This is a genomic window from Mycobacterium tuberculosis complex sp. N0072, from assembly GCF_030323725.1.
GTDB lineage: Bacteria > Actinomycetota > Actinomycetes > Mycobacteriales > Mycobacteriaceae > Mycobacterium > Mycobacterium tuberculosis.
On sequence record NZ_CP040689.1, the window covers coordinates 3234145 to 3251306 of the forward strand.

Here is a 17162-nt window from a genome sequence, read left to right on the forward strand (position 1 = left end):
CAAAAGTGCGAGTAACCCGCCTGGTGGACGCAGAGTCAACACGATGCGACGTCGGACCTGCGCCGAAAAGCGTTGCCATGCTACATTTCACCGCCGCCACCTCACGGTTCCGGCTGGGGAGGGAGCGGGCAAATTCGGTCCGTAGCGACGGGGGGTGGGGAGTCTTGCAGCCGGTCAGCGCGACCTTCAACCCTCCGTTGCGGGGTTGGCAGCGCCGGGCGCTGGTGCAGTACCTGGGCACCCAGCCGCGGGATTTCCTCGCGGTGGCCACTCCCGGATCTGGCAAGACATCGTTCGCGCTGCGGATCGCAGCCGAACTACTCCGTTACCACACTGTCGAGCAGGTCACCGTCGTCGTGCCCACAGAGCACCTCAAGGTGCAGTGGGCGCATGCTGCGGCAGCACACGGCCTTTCCCTTGACCCAAAGTTCGCCAACTCCAATCCGCAGACCTCACCGGAGTATCACGGCGTAATGGTCACCTACGCCCAGGTCGCTTCGCATCCCACGCTGCACCGAGTGCGTACCGAAGCGCGCAAGACGTTGGTGGTCTTCGACGAGATCCACCACGGCGGCGACGCCAAGACCTGGGGAGACGCCATCCGGGAAGCTTTCGGTGACGCCACCCGCCGCCTTGCCCTGACGGGTACACCGTTTCGCAGCGACGACAGCCCAATCCCGTTCGTCAGCTACCAGCCCGACGCGGATGGCGTGCTGCGTTCTCAGGCTGACCACACCTACGGCTATGCGGAAGCCCTCGCTGACGGTGTCGTCCGGCCGGTGGTCTTCCTCGCCTATTCGGGGCAGGCGCGCTGGCGGGACAGCGCCGGCGAGGAGTACGAGGCGCGACTGGGCGAGCCGCTGTCTGCCGAGCAGACCGCGCGGGCGTGGCGCACAGCGCTCGACCCGGAAGGCGAGTGGATGCCGGCGGTGATCACGGCGGCCGATCGACGGCTCCGACAACTGCGTGCGCACGTACCCGACGCGGGCGGCATGATCATCGCCTCGGATCGCACCACGGCCCGCGCTTATGCCCGCCTGCTCACCACGATGACGGCCGAAGAGCCCACGGTCGTGCTCTCCGACGACCCCGGATCGTCGGCGCGTATCACGGAATTTGCCCAGGGCACCAGCCGTTGGCTGGTCGCGGTCCGCATGGTCTCCGAAGGTGTCGACGTGCCCCGGCTTTCGGTCGGGGTTTACGCCACCAACGCCTCCACGCCGCTGTTCTTCGCACAGGCCATCGGTCGGTTCGTGAGGTCCCGCCGACCGGGTGAAACCGCGAGCATCTTCGTGCCGTCGGTGCCTAACCTGCTGCAGCTGGCCAGTGCGTTGGAGGTGCAGCGTAACCACGTGCTGGGCCGACCGCACCGCGAATCGGCCCACGATCCCCTCGATGGTGATCCCGCCACCAGGACGCAAACCGAGCGGGGCGGCGCGGAGCGGGGCTTTACCGCGTTGGGGGCCGATGCGGAACTCGATCAGGTCATCTTCGACGGTTCCTCGTTCGGCACCGCCACCCCAACCGGGAGCGACGAGGAGGCCGACTACCTAGGCATCCCCGGGCTGCTCGATGCCGAGCAGATGCGCGCCCTGCTGCACCGCCGCCAAGACGAGCAGCTGAGGAAACGGGCTCAGCTTCAGAAAGGGGCCACCCAGCCAGCAACGTCGGGGGCTTCGGCATCGGTGCATGGCCAACTGCGCGACCTGCGCCGCGAGCTCCACACGCTGGTGTCGATTGCGCACCACCGCACCGGCAAACCGCATGGCTGGATCCACGACGAACTGCGCCGCCGTTGTGGCGGGCCTCCGATCGCCGCTGCCACCCGCGCTCAGATCAAGGCACGCATCGATGCGTTGCGACAGCTCAACTCCGAGCGGTCATGAGCGTGCGATCCTAATCGCCGACGGGTTCGTCGACCACAACGTCGACGCTGGCGCCCAACACCTCCAGCAGGTGTTGCTCGACCGCGGCTCTCGCGTCCAACTCCGCGGGGACCGTCACACAGAACACATCGGCCGCGGTCGATCCGAACGTATTGACCTTCGCCCAGACAATGCCGGCTCCCGCGCCCTCCAGCGCCCCGGCCAGCAACGCGAGCAAACCCGCCCGATCCATGGCCCGAACTTCGAGGATCAGCTTGGCCGGCGCGGCGGTGTCGAGCCACAGGATGCGGGGCGGAGCGGCCGTACGAGTCACGGGCACCCCGGCCTGCACGTCCCCGGCCCGAGCGGATACCAAGCTGGCGGCATCGCTGTCCCGCTTCTGCAGCATGCCCAGCACGTCGACGTCGCCGTTGAGGGCACCGACAAACTGCTGACGCACCAACTCCGCCGCGGGCGGGGACCCAAACAGTGGTGACACCACAAACTCGGTTATCGCGACACCCTGGTGGACGTTGACCGACGCCGAATGTACGCGCAGCGAGTTCAGCGCCAGCACCGCGGCGGCTTTCGACACCAGTCCCCGCTCGTCCGGCGCCACTATTACGGCGTCGATGCGTTCACCGTCGCGCGGACTAATCTCCACATGCACCCCGTGGTCGGCCGCCAGCGAAAGATAATGGGGTGCAGTCGGTTCGGCTTGAGGCAGCGACTCTCCGGCCATCACCATCCGGCAGCGACGCACCAGGTCATCGACCAGTGACGCCTTCCAATCGCTCCACACCCCTGGGCCGGTGGCCTTCGAGTCCGCCTCCGACAGGGCGTGCAAAACTTCGAGCAGTTGCGGATCCCCACCCAGCGCCTCGGACACCGCCTCGATGGTTTTGGGGTCGTTTAAGTCACGTCGGGTTGCCGTAATCGGCAGCAGCAGGTGGTGGCGGACCAGCTTGGAGAGCGTCCGCACGTCCGGCGGCGACAACCCCAGCCTGGTGCAAACCGGGATTACCAATTCGGCCCCGAGCACACTGTGATCGGTGCCCCGTCCCTTGCCGATGTCGTGCAGCAGCGCGCCAAGCGCAAGCAGGTCGGGACGTGCCACCCGGGTGGCCAGTGGCGCCGCATGCACCGCGGTCTCGACCACGTGTCGGTCAACCGTCCACTTGTGGGCGACGTCGCGCGGCGGAAGGTCGCGAATGGGCTCCCATTCCGGCAACAACCGGCCCCAGAGCCCGGTTCGGTCGAGCGCTTCGATGGTAGCCACCGTGGTGGGGCCGGCGGAGAGCACAACTAGTAAGTCGTCCAATGCCTCTTGCGGCCAGGGAGTCGGCAGATCCGGGACGCTGGCGGCCAACCGGCTCAGGGTGGCGGCGCCAATGGGCAATCCGGTGTCGGCCGACGCGGCGGCCACTCGGAGCACCAGGCCGGGATCGTGTTCGGGTTCGGCGTCGCGGACGAGCACGATTTCGCCGGCATACTCGACGACACCCTCGTCGAGCGGTCGCCGCTTTGGCCGCCGCACCAAGGCCGAGATGCCGCGCCGCGGCAATGCATTCGCCGCAGTCCGCAGCCCGGCTTCGGCGTGGTAACCGATGGTGCGGCCAGCACTCGACAGTGTGCGCGCCAAATCGAATCGGTCACCGAAACCCAACGCGGCGCTGATCTCGTCGGCGAACTGGGCCAGCAGGTGGTCGCGTCCGCGGCCCGACACCCGGTGCAGTTCGGTGCGCACATCCAGCAAGGTGCGATACGCACCGTCCAGCGAACCCGCCGGCAGGTCCGTGTGGCCGATACCGTGCCGGTCGATGAGCTGGGCGAGAGCCAGCGCGTCTAGCAACTGGACGTCCCGAAGGCCGCCGCGACCCAATTTGAGATCGGGCTCTGCGCGCTGCGCGATCCGGCCACAGCGCCGCCAACGCGCATATGTCATTTCGACGAGTTCGCCCATGCGGGAACGAATTCCGTTGCGCCACTGGCGTCGCACGCCGTCGATCAACGCGAACGAGAGCTGCTGATCGCCGGCGATGTGGCGGGCTTCCAGCATGCCTAGAGCGGCCATCAGATCGGAATTGGCGATGGTCAATGCCTCACTAACCGTTCGCACACTGTGATCGAGCCGAATGTTGGCATCCCACAACGGATACCACAACCTGTCGGCGACGGGCCGCAAGATGTCAGCAGGCTTGCCATCGTGCAACAGCAACACGTCCAGGTCCGAATACGGCAGCAGCTCGCGGCGGCCGAGCCCGCCGACCCCGACGATTGCAAAACCACTGGCATCGGCGATCCCGATCTCGTCGGCCTTGTCGATCAGCCAAGACTCATGCAGATCCAGCCACGTCTGCCGCAGCCCGACCGGATCCAGCTCGCGATGGTTGCCGGACAGCAGCTCGCGTCGGGCGACAGCTAAATCGCTTGCGGCACAAGGACTTTCTGCCTCCATCTCCCTCGCTAGCGCTAATTGGTGCGGCCGGGTTGGTTCAGCACAGTGCGGCTAGTTTCATAACGCGTCGTGTCCGCGTTCACCGGTGCGCACCCGCACGATGGTGTCTACCGGACTCACCCACACCTTGCCGTCGCCGATCTTGCCGGTGCGCGCCGCCCGGACAATGCTGTCCACGACCTTGTCGACAATGGAATCGTCAACAACGACCTCGATCCGAACCTTCGGTACGAAATCCACCGAGTATTCGGCCCCGCGGTAAACCTCCGTGTGGCCCTTCTGCCGTCCGTATCCCTGGATTTCACTGACCGTCATCCCCAGCACTCCCGCGTCCTCGAGGCTCGTCTTGACGTCGTCGAGCGTGAACGGCTTCACGATCGCAGTGATCAGCTTCATTTCGGCTCCGCCTCCACTTTCTGGCCTATACGCTCCTGAATGCCGTTGCGGCTATCCTCCACGGTGACCCGCGGGGGGAGAACCGAGCCGCTGGCGACGGCGAAATCGTAGCCGCTTTCCGCGTGCTCAGCCTCGTCGATGCCGGTGCTCTCTTGCTCCGCGTCAAGCCTGAGCCCGATGGTGAATTTCAGGATCAATGCCAAGATCAGGGTGATGATTCCAGAGTAGACGAGAACACTGCAGGCACCGAGCGCCTGTCGTTCCAGCTGGGCGAAGCCTCCGCCGTAAAACAACCCCTTCGATACCCCGGCCACACCATTAATTGCCGGAGCCTCCGGAGCTGCCAGCAGACCCACCAGCAGTGTGCCCACCAGACCACCAACCAGGTGCACCCCGACCACGTCGAGCGAATCATCGAAGCCCAGTTTGAATTTCAGCCCCACCGCCAGCGCGCACAGCACCCCGGCCGACACGCCTACCGCCAAGGCACCCAGGACATTAACCGACGAGCAGGACGGCGTGATGGCGACCAGTCCGGCGACGATGCCCGACGCCGCGCCCAGCGTCGTAGCCTTGCCATCTCGGACGCGCTCCGTGAGCAGCCAGCCAAGCATGGCCGCGGCCGTCGCAATCGTGGTGGTGACAAACGTCGCCCCGGCAACACCGTTGGCGGTCGTCGCCGATCCTGCGTTGAACCCGTACCAGCCGAACCACAGCAGGGCGGCCCCGAGCATCACAAACGGCAGATTGTGCGGTCGAAACAGCGTCGCCGGCCAACCGCGTCTTTTGCCCAGCACGATCGCCAGCATCAAGGCCGCCACACCGGCGTTGATATGAACCGCGGTGCCGCCGGCGAAGTCGATGGCGTGCAGCTTGTTGGCGATCCAGCCGCCGTGCTCAGCGGCGAAACCGTCAAATGCGAAGACCCAGTGTGCGACCGGGAAATAGACGAACGTCGCCCACAAACCGGCGAACAACAGCCAGGCGCCGAACTTCAACCGGTCGGCCACCGCCCCGGAGATCAGCGCAACCGTGATGATCGCGAACATCAGCTGGAATGCCACAAACACGGTCGCCGGCAGGGTACCCGCCAGCGGAATATTCACCGCGGCGGTCTGCGTGCTCGGATCGGCAGCAACAGCATTGACGCCGATGAGACCTTTGAGACCCCAGTATTGGCTCGGGTTGCCGGCGATGTTGCCAACGTCATCACCGAACGCAATCGAGTAGCCGTAAAGCGCCCAGAGCACCGTCACGACACCCATCGCGCTGATGCTCATCATGATCATGTTCAGGACGCTCTTGGAACGCACCATGCCGCCGTAGAAAAATGCCAGACCCGGCGTCATCAACAGCACGAGCGCGGAACTCACCAGCATCCAGGCGGTGTCGCCGCCATCCGGAACGCCCATGATGGGGAATTGGTCCACTCGCTATCACCTCCAGTCGAGCGTTGGCACGGCCCCAGCCTTACGACTGACGACCTGATCCAGAACCATGCGCACTAGTTGTTGCGGCGATGGTGCCGCCATGTTTCATCAGGATTAACGTAAAACTTGCTGTGAAAGAGCTTTCCGTGGCGATCGCAAGCGCGGCGCAGCCGCGCGCAGCGGGTCGCCACCTCGGCTAGCCGAGCAGGGCGTCGACGAATGCGGCGGGTTCGAAAGGCGCCAGGTCATCGGGGCCTTCACCAAGCCCGACCAGCTTCACCGGCACCCCAAGTTCCTGTTGAACGCGGAACACAATGCCGCCCTTGGCCGTTCCGTCCAGTTTGGTGAGCACCGCGCCGCTGATGTCGACGACCTCGGCGAACACTCTGGCCTGCGCCAACCCGTTCTGTCCGATCGTGGCATCGAGCACCAGCAACACCTCGTCAACGGACGCTCGCCGAGTCACCACGCGCTTGACCTTGTCCAGCTCGTCCATCAGGCCAACCTTGGTGTGCAGCCGCCCGGCTGTATCGATGAGCACGACGTCTGCGCCGGCGGCGATGCCCTTGTCGACGGCGTCGAACGCCACCGATGCCGGGTCGGCGCCTTCGGGCCCGCGAACCACCGCTGCGCCAACCCGCGCCGCCCAGGTCTGTAGCTGATCGGCGGCGGCCGCACGGAAGGTGTCAGCCGCACCGAGTACGACCCGTCGGCCGTCGGCCACTAGTACCCGCGCCAACTTGCCGACCGTGGTGGTTTTTCCGGTGCCGTTGACGCCGACGACCAGCAACACCGAAGGATGGCCGGCGTGCGGTAGCGCGCGGATCGAGCGGTCCATGCCAGGTTGCAGTTCGTTGATCAGGACGTCACGCAATACCGCCCGGGCGTCGGCCTCGGTACGCACGTTGCCGCTGGCCAGGCGGCTGCGCAACTGCGACACCACCGACGCGGTGGCCGCCGGTCCCAGGTCGGCGACCAGCAGGGTGTCCTCGACGTCTTGCCAGGAGTCCTCGTCCAGGTCGCCGCCGCCGATCAGTCCCAACAGGCCGCGCCCGAGGGCATTCTGCGATCTGGCGAGCCGTCCGCGCAGTCGTTCCAATCGACCTTCGGGCGGCGCGATGGCGTCAGCCTCGGGGACCTCTGGAGCCTGGGGTTCTGGCTCAAACTCGGGAAGGTGTACGTCGGCGATCGTGCGCTTGGGCGCGTCGCGAGGGACGGTCGCATCGTCGCCCACGGCGGGCAGTCCGCTCGTATCGATCCGCTCGGCCGGCTGGGTCGTCGGCGTCTGACTAAACGTGATGCCAGACGATGCGGTGTAACCGCCTGAGCGGTCGACAACGCCGCGCTCGGGCCGAGGCGACAGACTGATGCGCCGCCGACGGTAGAGCACCAGCCCCAGGGTCAGCGCAGCGATGACGACCAGGGCGGCGATGACCGCCGTGGCGATCCACAAACCTTCCCACACGCTGACAATCCTTCCAGGGGTCGCTTGCCCCGATGCTTAGGGACGAACCCTACGAGGAATTGGTAACCAGCTGATCCACCTGCTGACCGCGCATGCGCTGCGAGATGACCGCGGTGATGCCGTCGTTCTGCATGGTTACGCCGTACAGTGCGTCCGCGACCTCCATCGTCGGCTTCTGGTGGGTGATGATGATGATCTGCGACTGCTCTCGCAGCTGTTCGAACAGGCTGAGCAGTCGGCGCAGGTTCACGTCGTCGAGGGCGGCCTCCACCTCGTCCATGATGTAGAACGGCGATGGACGGGCACGAAAGATCGCGACCAGCATCGCCACCGCGGTCAGCGCCTTCTCGCCACCGGAGAGCAAAGACAGTCGGGTAATCTTCTTGCCCGGCGGGCGGGCTTCGACCTCGATGCCGGTGGTGAGCATGTCGTCGGGCTCGGTCAGCCGCAGCCGTCCTTCACCACCGGGGAACAATGCGGTGAACACGCCGCGAAATTCGCGTTCCACGTCTACGAACGCGTCATTGAACACCTGCAGGATGCGGGCGTCAACATCGGCGACGACGCCCAGCAGATCCTTGCGGGCAGCCTTGACATCCTCGAGTTGGGTGGACAGGAAATTGTAGCGCTCCTCCAAGGCAGCAAACTCTTCGAGCGCCAGCGGGTTGACCCTGCCCAACTCGGCAAGCGCACGCTCGGCGCGTTTGGCCCGGCGCTCCTGGGTAACCCGGTCGAACGGCATGGGGGCGGGCGCAATCACCTGCTCGCCGCGTTCGCGGGCTTGCTCGAACTCAGCCATCTCGAGCTCGGTCGGTGGTAGCGCCACATGTGGACCGTATTCGGTGATCAAGTCGGCCGGCGCCATTCCGAACTGCTCTAGCACCATCTGCTCAAGCTGCTCGATACGCAGCGCCGCCTGCGCGTTAGCCAGCTCGTCGCGGTGCAGCGAATCGGTGAGTTCCCCCACTCGGGCGCTCAGCGTGTTCACCTCGTCGCGCACCGCGGCCATCGCCGCTAACCGCTGCTGACGTTGCGCGGCCGACGCGTCGCGCAGTTGCGACGCCCCGTCCACCGCCCGGTGCAACCGCCCGGCCAGCAGCCGTCCGCAGTCGGCGACCGCTGCGGCCACCGCGGCCGCATGCAGTCTTGCGGCGCGTGCTTGCTGAGCCCGCACCCGCGCCTCACGTTCCGCCGCAGCCGCACGGCGCAGCGAATCGGCCCGCCCGCGAACCGCGTTGGCGCGTTCCTCGGCGGTGCGCACCGCCAGCCGGGCTTCCACTTCGACACCGCGGGCGCGATCGGCAGCGGCACTGATCGCCTGGCGGTCGATCGGTTGGGCCACCTGCACCCGTTGGGTCTCCTGGGCCTTACGCAGCTGGGTCTCAAGTTGTATGACGTCGTCGAGAGTCTGTGTGCGCACGGCTTCCTGTTCCGTACGCTGCTGCAGCAACCGGTTCCACTCTTCTTCCGCCGCGCGGGCCTCCTGCCCGAGGCGGCCCAGCTGCTCGTACATCGCCGAGATGGCCGTGTCGGATTCGTTAAGCGCGGCCAAGGCTTGCTCGGCCGCGTCCTGGCGGGCGGACTGCTCGGTCAGCGCACCGGCCAGGGCCGCATTCAATTGCGCCGCCAGCGCCTCGGCAGCGGCCAGCTCACTCCTGGCCTTGTCGATCTCGGAGGTGACCTCCAAGGTGGACAGCTTGCGGTCCGATCCGCCGCTGACCCAGCCGGCGCCCACCAGATCACCGTCAACGGTGACCGCGCGTAGCTCCGGACGAATCTCGACCAGGCCCATTGCCTCAGTCAGGTCGTTGACCACCGCGACACCCGAAAGCATGGCGATCATCGCGCCAACCAACTGCGGTGGAGACTCGACCAGGTCTAGGGCCCACTGGGCGCCGCTAGGCAGCATCTCCCCCGAGGCGGATTGGGGGGCTTGCGGGGCCGGCCAGTCACTCAGCACGAGGACCGCGCGACCGCCGTCGGCTTGTTTGAGTGCGCTGACGGCACTACCCGCGGCAGTCAGGCCGTCCACCGCAAGTGCGTCGGCCGCCGGCCCGAGCGCCGCGGCCAGTGCCGCTTCATAGCCGGAACGTACCTTCACCAATTGGGCGATCGAACCGAAAAGCCCTGCGCCACTGCGATTGTGCGCCAGCCACGCCGCGCCGTCCTTGCGCTGTAGCCCCACTGCGAGCGCATCGATGCGAGCCCGTAGCGATGCCACCTGGCGTTCGGCGGCGCGTTCGGCGGATTGCAGCTCGGCGACGCGTTCGTCGGCCAACCGCAACGCGGCCACAGTACGCTCGTGGTGCTCATCCAGGCCGACCTCGCCTTGATCCAGTTCACCGATGCGGCCCTGCACGGTTTCGAACTCGGCTCGGGTCTGCTGGGCGCGCATTGCGGCATCCTCGATCCGCTCGGACAACCGTGCCACGCTCTCATCGATCGATTCGACACGCGCCCGCATGGTCTCCACCTGGCCAGCCAGCCGCGCCAGTCCCTCACGGCGGTCCGCCTCCTCCCGGACCGCCGCCAGGTGTGCCCGGTCGGCCTCGGCGGCGCGGCGCTCCCGGTCGGCCAGCTCTGCACGGGCAGCATCGAGTCGGGCACGCGCCGCGTCCAGCTCCGCTAACAGTTGTTGCTCGGCGACGGCCACCTGCTGGGCCTCGGCTTCTAGCTCCTCGGGCTTTCTGGGGTCGGTGTCGCTGACCGCTACCGGCTCGATATCGAGATGATGGGCGCGTTCGCTGGCGATGCGCACCGTAGCGTCCACCCGTTCGGCCAGCGCAGACAGCCCGAACCAAGTGTGCTGGATCGACTCGGCCCGCGTCGAGAGTTCGGCGACCGCGGACTCATGCGCGGCCAGCTCCTCGGATGCCACCGCCAGCCGGGCGGCGGCCTCGTCATGCTCGCGGCGCATCGCAGCCTCGGCCTGAAAGACCGCTTCCCGTTCGGCTCTGCGGCTTACCAAGTCGTCGGCCGCCAGGCGCAGCCGGGCGTCGCGCAGATCGGCTTGGATGGCCGCGGCACGCTGGGCCGCCTCGGCCTGCCGGCCCAGCGGTTTGAGTTGACGCCGGAGCTCGGTGGTCAGATCGGTGAGCCGGGCCAGGTTCGCCGCCATCGTGTCGAGTTTGCGCAGAGCTTTTTCCTTGCGCTTGCGATGCTTGAGCACACCGGCGGCTTCCTCGATGAACGCCCGCCGATCCTCAGGCCGCGACTGCAAGATCTCCTCGAGCTTCCCTTGCCCAACAATCACATGCATCTCACGGCCGATGCCGGAGTCGCTCAGCAACTCCTGCACATCCATCAAACGGCAACTGCTGCCGTTGATTTCGTATTCGCTGGCACCGTCGCGAAACATTCTTCGGGTGATCGACACCTCGGTGTATTCGATAGGCAGTGCGTTGTCGGAGTTGTCGATGCTAACGGTGACTTCGGCGCGGCCCAGCGGCGCACGCGACGAGGTGCCGGCGAAGATGACGTCTTCCATCTTGCCGCCGCGCAGCGTCTTTGCCCCCTGCTCCCCCATCACCCACGCCAGGGCATCGACCACATTGGATTTGCCGGAGCCGTTGGGCCCAACGACGGCCGTAATGCCCGGCTCGAAGCGTAAAGTCGTCGGCGCGGCGAAGGACTTGAAGCCCTTCAACGTCAGACTCTTGAGGTACACGAGGGGCCAGATTACCGCTCGCTGAACCCGGTGATCTGCTCCGTCGACTGCGACCAGTCGGCGACGACTTTGGCGACGCGGCCCGGTGTCGTGTCGCCCTGCAGCAGCTGCAGCAGCTTCTGGCACGCAGCGCGCGGACCCTGGGCGACCACCAGCACGCGTCCGTCGGCGTGGTTGGCCGCGTAACCGGTCAGGCCGAGCTCCAACGCTCGGCAGCGGGTCCACCAGCGGAAACCGACTCCCTGCACCCACCCGTGCACCCAGGCGGTCAGCCGCACGTCAGGCGCCGACATCGACGACCTCCAAGTTGACCGTGGTGCCCGACTTGAGGGTGCGCCCGACGGTGCACGCCAGCTCCACCGCGCGGTTGATGACCACCAGCAGACGCTCCTTTTCGTCCTCGGTGAGGCCCGACAAGTCGAGCTCCATGGTCTCCTCGATCAGGGGATAGCGCTCCTGGTCGCGGTCGGCCGCACCGGATACCTTGACCACCGCCTGGTAGTCGTCGCCGAGCCGCCGGGCCAGCGGCTGGTCACTGGCCATCCCGCTGCATGCGGCGAGTGCGATCTTGAGCAGCTCTCCGGGGGTGAATACCCCGTCGACGTCCTCGGAGCCAACCAGCACCTGCGCCCCCCGCGTGCTGCGTCCGATGTAACGGCGCGTGCCGGTGCGCTCGACCCACAGTTGCGTCATGGCTTCTTTCTACCCGGGGGTCTTTGCGTCGAGATCGACGGCAGCGCCCCCGCGAGAGAGAGCATCGCGCTGACGTCGATCTCGATGCGTCAACACCCGCCCTACTTTCGGGGCCGCGGCTGGCATCGCGGGCAGTAGAACGACGAGCGGTTCATAAACCTCTCCCGGCGTATCACCGCGCCGCAGCGCCGACAGTTTTCGCCTTCGCGGCCATAAGCGTCCAGCGACCGCTCGAAGTAGCCCGACTCGCCGTTGACGTTGACATACAAAGAGTCGAACGAGGTGCCACCTTTCGCCAGCGCTTCGCGCATCACGTCGGCGGCGGCATGCAGGACCGCTCCCAGACGCCGGCACCTTAGTGTGGCGGCGACGTGGGCGCCGTTCACCTTGGCCCGCCACAGCGCCTCATCGGCATAGATGTTGCCGATTCCCGACACCACCCGCTGATCCAGCAGCTGGCGCTTGAGTTCGGAATGCTTGCGCCGCAACACTTTAACTACAGCGTCACAATCGAACCGCGGGTCAAGCGGGTCGCGCGCCAGGTGGGCGACCGGCACCGGTACCACGCTGCCGTCCACCGTCACCAGGTCGGCAAGCAGCCACCCTCCGAAGGTCCGTTGGTCAGCGAAGCTCAGCACGGTCCCGTCGTCGAGCAGCGCGGAAATCCGGACGTGAGCGGCACACGGCACCGCCCCGAGCAGCATCTGCCCACTCATGCCCAGGTGCACCACGAGTGCGGTGTCCGTCGGCCTATGGACCCCAGCCGTATTGAGTGTCAACCACAGGTACTTGCCGCGCCGATCGGTTCCGTTGATCCGCGCTCCCCGCAGCCGCGCCGTCAGATCCGCGGGCCCGGCATCGTGGCGGCGCACAGCGCGGGGGTGGTGCACCCGAACCTCGGTGATGGTCCGGCCGGTCACGTGAGCCTGCAAGCCGCGCCGCACCACCTCGACTTCGGGCAGCTCGGGCATCCAGTGATGATCGCAAGCGCGGCGAAGCCGGGCGCAGCGGGTCATCACCATCGAACCAGTGATGATCGCAAGCGCGGCGAAGCCGGGCGCAGCGGGTCATCACCATCGAACCAGTGATGATCGCAAGCGCGGCGAAGCCGGGCGCAGTCCCCCGCAAGCGGGAGGTGCCCCCAGGTCATCACCATCGAACCAGTGATGATCGCAAGCGCGGCGAAGCCGGGCGCAGTCCCCCGCAAGCGGGAGGTGCCCCCAGGTCATCACCATCGAACCAGTGATGATCGCAAGCGCGGCGAAGCCGGGCGCAGTCCCCCGCAAGCGCGGCAAAGCCGGCGCCCCCAGGTCATCACCATCAATCCAGTTAGGCGGAGGTTTTGCCCGGCATGGCGTTGTCGAGCACTTCCAGGGCTTTCCAAGCGGCCGCCGCGGCTTTTTGCTCGGCTTCTTTTTTGGACCGGCCCACTCCTGAACCGTATTCGCTGTCCATCACGACAACCACCGCGGTGAATTCCTTATCGTGGTCCGGGCCGGTGGAGGTGACCAGGTATGACGGCGCACCCAGCCCTCGCGCTGCAGTCAGCTCCTGCAAGCTGGTCTTCCAATCCAATCCCGCACCCAGGGTCGGCGCGGCGTCCAGCAACGGGCCAAACAGCCGCAGGATCACCTCACGGGCCTTCTCCATACCGTGTTGCAGGTAGATCGCGCCCAGCAGCGATTCCATACCGTCGGCCAGAATGCTGGACTTGTCGGCCCCGCCGGTGTTCGCCTCGCCGCGACCCAATAGCACGTGAACACCGAGGCCTTCCGCACAGAGGCGGCGTGCGACGTCGGCCAGGGCCTGGGTGTTGACTACGCTGGCCCGCAGTTTGGCCAGATCCCCCTCCGACCGATCAGGATGACGATGGAACAGCGCGTCGGTGATGGTCAGCCCTAGCACGGCATCGCCGAGAAACTCCAAACGCTCGTTGGTCGGCAGCCCGCCGTTCTCGTAGGCGTAGCTGCGGTGGGTCAACGCCAGTGAGAGCAGCTCGTCCGGGAGGTCCACACCGAGTGCGTCGAGCAGGGGTTGTCGTGACCGGATCATCGCTCACCTCGTAATGTGTCGGACTCCGGCCCGAGCATTTCGACCAACTTCGCCCACCGCGGGTCGATCTGTTCATGGCGATGACCTGGCTCGCTGGCCAGCGGGACACCGCACTGCGGGCAAAGACCCGGGCAGTCCGGCCGGCACACCGGCGAAAACGGCAATTCCAGACCGACCGCATCGATGATCGGCTGCTCGAGATCGATGGTTTCGTCGACGACGCGTCCGACCTCGTCTTCCTCGGTGGTCTCGTCGGTGGCGCTATCCGGATAGGCAAACAGTTCGGTCAGGGCTACCTGAACGCGACCCCGCACCGGGCTGAGGCAACGAGCACACTCGCCGACGGTCGGGGCGGCCACGGTCCCGGTCACCAACACGCCTTCGGACACCGACTCGACCCGCAGATCCAGGTCCAGAAGGGCGCCCTGGTCAATCGCGATCAGCTCCAGCCCGATGCGTGCGGGGCTGTGCACGGTGTCATGCAGCTCGAACATCGCTCCCGGTCGTCGCCCCAACCGTGCGATGTCGACCGTCATCGGCGACGCCACATGTCGCTGCGCAGTGGGACCGTGCTGCCTGGCCATAAGAGAAATCCTACGGCGCACGCCACCCAGATCCACGCCGCGTTGGGCGTTGGCCGGCGCTTGATCCTTGCGCCGGGTGAATGGTGTTAGCGCACCGCGTAGTCGTGAATGCCGGCCGCTGTGCGGAGCTGGTGGCGACCGCGGCCAACGGACCGCAGGGTGCCGTTGAGGAATTCCTCGAATTCGGCGAGCTTGTTGTCGACGTAGATATCGCATTCTCCGCGTAGCCGGTCCGCCTCGGCGTGCGCCGTGTCGACGAGGCGGGTCGATTCCGCGTTGGCCGCCGCAACCACCTCGTTCTGCGATACCAGGCGCTGCTGCTCTTTGATGCCCTCCTGCACGGCTTTCTCGTAGGAGATGTTGCCGTTTTCGATCAGCCGGTCGCATTCGGCCTGGGCGCGACTGACGCTGGCCTCGTATTCGCGTTTCGCGGCGGTGGCGATGCGAATCGCCTCCTCGCGTGCATCGGCGACCATTCGCTCGCTGTGCTGGCGTGCCTCGCTGACCATCCGATCAGCCTGCGCCTTCGCGTCAGACAGGATCCGGTCAGCCTCGGTGCGGGCGTGGTTGAGTATCGACTCCGCCTCAGTGGTCGCCGAGGACACCATAGAGTCAGCGTGCGTCTTAGCGTCCTGCAACATCGAATCACGTGCGTCGAGGACGTCCTGCGCGTCATCCAGCTCACCGGGGATCGCATCCTTGATGTCGTCGATCAACTCCAGCACATCCCCACGCGGGACGACGCAACCTGCCGTCATCGGCACGCCTCGGGCTTCTTCGACTATGGCGCTCAATTCGTCCAGCGCTTCAAAGACTCGGTACACGGCCACACCCTCCTGGCATCTTGCAAGATCCCTGTTGTTACCAGTGTGCCTGGTGTTTCGTCTGTGACTGCACTGGTGGCGCCGGTGTGTCGGGACACAATTTCATATTCGACGAGCCCGGGCGACCACTCAGATCACGCGGCCTGCTGGGCGCGTGTCGTAGACCGTTCGGCGGCTGCCGGGTGAGCCTACGTCGTCTGGGCGATCTTGCCCGAGCGTGCCGACAACGTAGGTGTCGATGCTGGCCCGTCACGGACCACGCTATGGTGGCTCGGTGAACGGGCACTCAGACGACAGTAGCGGCGACGCGAAGCAAGCCGCACCCACGCTGTATATTTTCCCGCATGCCGGCGGCACCGCGAAAGACTATGTCGCATTTTCCCGAGAATTTTCCGCCGACGTAAAGCGGATTGCTGTCCAATACCCCGGCCAGCACGATCGTTCTGGCCTGCCACCGCTTGAGAGTATTCCCACCCTCGCTGACGAAATCTTTGCAATGATGAAACCGTCGGCTCGGATCGACGATCCGGTGGCATTCTTTGGGCACAGTATGGGCGGAATGCTAGCCTTCGAAGTAGCGTTGCGATACCAATCGGCGGGCCATCGAGTCCTGGCATTCTTTGTGTCGGCCTGCTCAGCACCGGGTCATATCAGATACAAGCAGCTCCAAGATTTATCAGATCGCGAGATGTTGGACTTGTTCACCCGAATGACAGGAATGAATCCAGATTTCTTTACCGACGACGAATTTTTCGTTGGAGCGCTACCCACGTTGCGAGCGGTCCGAGCCATCGCCGGTTATTCCTGCCCACCAGAGACGAAGCTCTCGTGTCCGATTTATGCCTTTATCGGAGATAAAGATTGGATCGCAACGCAAGACGACATGGATCCGTGGCGCGATCGGACGACGGAAGAGTTCTCTATCCGTGTATTCCCTGGGGATCACTTCTACCTCAACGACAATTTGCCAGAGCTAGTCAGCGACATAGAAGACAAAACACTCCAATGGCATGATCGAGCTTAGCTATGCTCCGGATGTAGCTGGCCGAAGATCCAACTGGCCGAAGGGCTCGGGGGTCAACACCTGGACAGCCATTCGCTGGACATTTGCTGAAGATTCACCGTACGTCGGCACCGGTCTGGAGCGGATGGCTTCAGACACACACGGGGGCGGTGGCGGCCGACCGGTCACCCCGCCCCCGCCCGGTATGCACCATCTCGGGTGCAGCCGAGGCGTGTTGTTAATCTCGTCACAACGGGACGCCGGTCACAAGACGTGCGACCCAGCCGCCGGCGGCACTCTGACCTCGGTTCTTACCTGACTACCAATTCGTCACCGGCATCGCACACGTCACACCAACCACAGCGGACGCGGCACGGCACGCGGAAGGGACGTTAGACTCGGCTAGCACCACCACCGTGCCCAGGCAACGACGCCGGCCGTCGCTAAGAAATTTGGTTGACTTCATGAATAAGGCCGCGCCCGCCCCGACAAATGATTACCTTACATTTGCGGGCTAGGCATAGCGGAGCAGGGGTTTTAGTCTAGGGGGAGATCGGCTGGCGCTGCGCAGACATGCTGCGGAAGCAGAACTGCGTAATCGTCAGGTGGCTTGGTCAGTTCAGACCGGCACGTTTCAGAGCGGTGGGGATGTCCCGACGTGCGATCCGACAGGGGTTCGCAGGGTCCGCAAAAAACATAGTGAACGCCAGAAAGCCGAATGGGAG

General features: G+C 65.6%; 14 protein-coding genes. 3 read left to right on the forward strand and 11 right to left on the reverse strand.

Annotated features, from left to right (window positions below):
• The first annotated feature begins 77 nt into the window (after positions 1–77).
• Positions 78–1886, forward strand: a complete 1809-nt coding sequence (locus FF952_RS15395; protein WP_003912033.1) for a DEAD/DEAH box helicase — start codon at positions 78–80, stop codon at positions 1884–1886.
• 10 nt (positions 1887–1896) lie between these two features.
• On the opposite strand, the gene FF952_RS15400 is transcribed toward FF952_RS15395, so the two are convergent.
• The 11 genes from FF952_RS15400 to sepIVA all read right to left on the reverse strand — a co-directional run bounded on the left by FF952_RS15400 (position 1897) and on the right by sepIVA (position 15434).
• Positions 1897–4323, reverse strand: a complete 2427-nt coding sequence (locus FF952_RS15400) for a [protein-PII] uridylyltransferase (RefSeq protein ID WP_003904958.1) — start codon at positions 4321–4323, stop codon at positions 1897–1899.
• 57 nt (positions 4324–4380) lie between these two features.
• Positions 4381–4719, reverse strand: coding sequence for a nitrogen regulatory protein P-II (gene glnB / locus FF952_RS15405; RefSeq protein WP_003414756.1), 339 nt, complete (start codon positions 4717–4719; stop codon positions 4381–4383).
• Positions 4716–6149 carry an ammonium transporter gene (locus FF952_RS15410; RefSeq protein WP_003899540.1) on the reverse strand — a complete coding sequence of 478 codons (1434 nt, stop codon included), beginning with the start codon at positions 6147–6149 and terminating at the stop codon, positions 4716–4718. Before FF952_RS15410 ends, glnB begins: the two co-directional genes overlap by 4 nt.
• 196 nt (positions 6150–6345) lie before the next feature.
• Positions 6346–7614, reverse strand: coding sequence for a signal recognition particle-docking protein FtsY (gene ftsY / locus FF952_RS15415; protein WP_003899541.1), 1269 nt, complete (start codon positions 7612–7614; stop codon positions 6346–6348).
• Between the two features lie 49 nt (positions 7615–7663).
• Positions 7664–11281 (reverse strand): chromosome segregation protein SMC, encoded by a 3618-nt coding sequence (gene smc / locus FF952_RS15420; RefSeq protein WP_003899542.1) that lies wholly within the window; start codon positions 11279–11281, stop codon positions 7664–7666.
• A gap of 11 nt (positions 11282–11292) precedes the next feature.
• A complete protein-coding gene (locus tag FF952_RS15425) occupies positions 11293–11574 on the reverse strand; it encodes an acylphosphatase (protein ID WP_003414811.1) in 282 nt (93 codons plus the stop codon).
• Complete coding sequence (locus tag FF952_RS15430) at positions 11561–11974, reverse strand: OsmC family protein (protein ID WP_003414812.1); 414 nt, start codon at positions 11972–11974, stop codon at positions 11561–11563. The genes FF952_RS15425 and FF952_RS15430 overlap by 14 nt, the downstream gene beginning before the upstream one ends.
• A 101-nt stretch (positions 11975–12075) precedes the next feature.
• A complete protein-coding gene (gene mutM / locus FF952_RS15435) occupies positions 12076–12945 on the reverse strand; it encodes a DNA-formamidopyrimidine glycosylase (RefSeq protein ID WP_003414814.1) in 870 nt (289 codons plus the stop codon).
• 358 nt (positions 12946–13303) lie between these two features.
• Positions 13304–14026, reverse strand: a complete 723-nt coding sequence (gene rnc, locus FF952_RS15440) for a ribonuclease III (RefSeq protein WP_003414820.1) — start codon at positions 14024–14026, stop codon at positions 13304–13306.
• A complete protein-coding gene (locus tag FF952_RS15445) occupies positions 14023–14610 on the reverse strand; it encodes a YceD family protein (RefSeq protein WP_003912009.1) in 588 nt (195 codons plus the stop codon). The genes rnc and FF952_RS15445 overlap by 4 nt, the downstream gene beginning before the upstream one ends.
• Before the next feature lie 86 nt (positions 14611–14696).
• A complete protein-coding gene (sepIVA, locus tag FF952_RS15450) occupies positions 14697–15434 on the reverse strand; it encodes a cell division protein SepIVA (protein ID WP_003904108.1) in 738 nt (245 codons plus the stop codon).
• A gap of 238 nt (positions 15435–15672) precedes the next feature.
• Here sepIVA and tesA point away from each other — a divergent pair, with 238 nt between their 5' ends.
• Positions 15673–16458, forward strand: a complete 786-nt coding sequence (tesA, locus tag FF952_RS15455; RefSeq protein ID WP_003414828.1) for a thioesterase TesA — start codon at positions 15673–15675, stop codon at positions 16456–16458.
• The gene (locus FF952_RS15460; RefSeq protein WP_003900596.1) at positions 16445–16756 is read left to right on the forward strand and encodes a hypothetical protein; all 312 of its coding nucleotides are present in this window, start codon (positions 16445–16447) and stop codon (positions 16754–16756) included. Before tesA ends, FF952_RS15460 begins: the two co-directional genes overlap by 14 nt.
• Positions 16757–17162 lie beyond the last annotated feature (406 nt).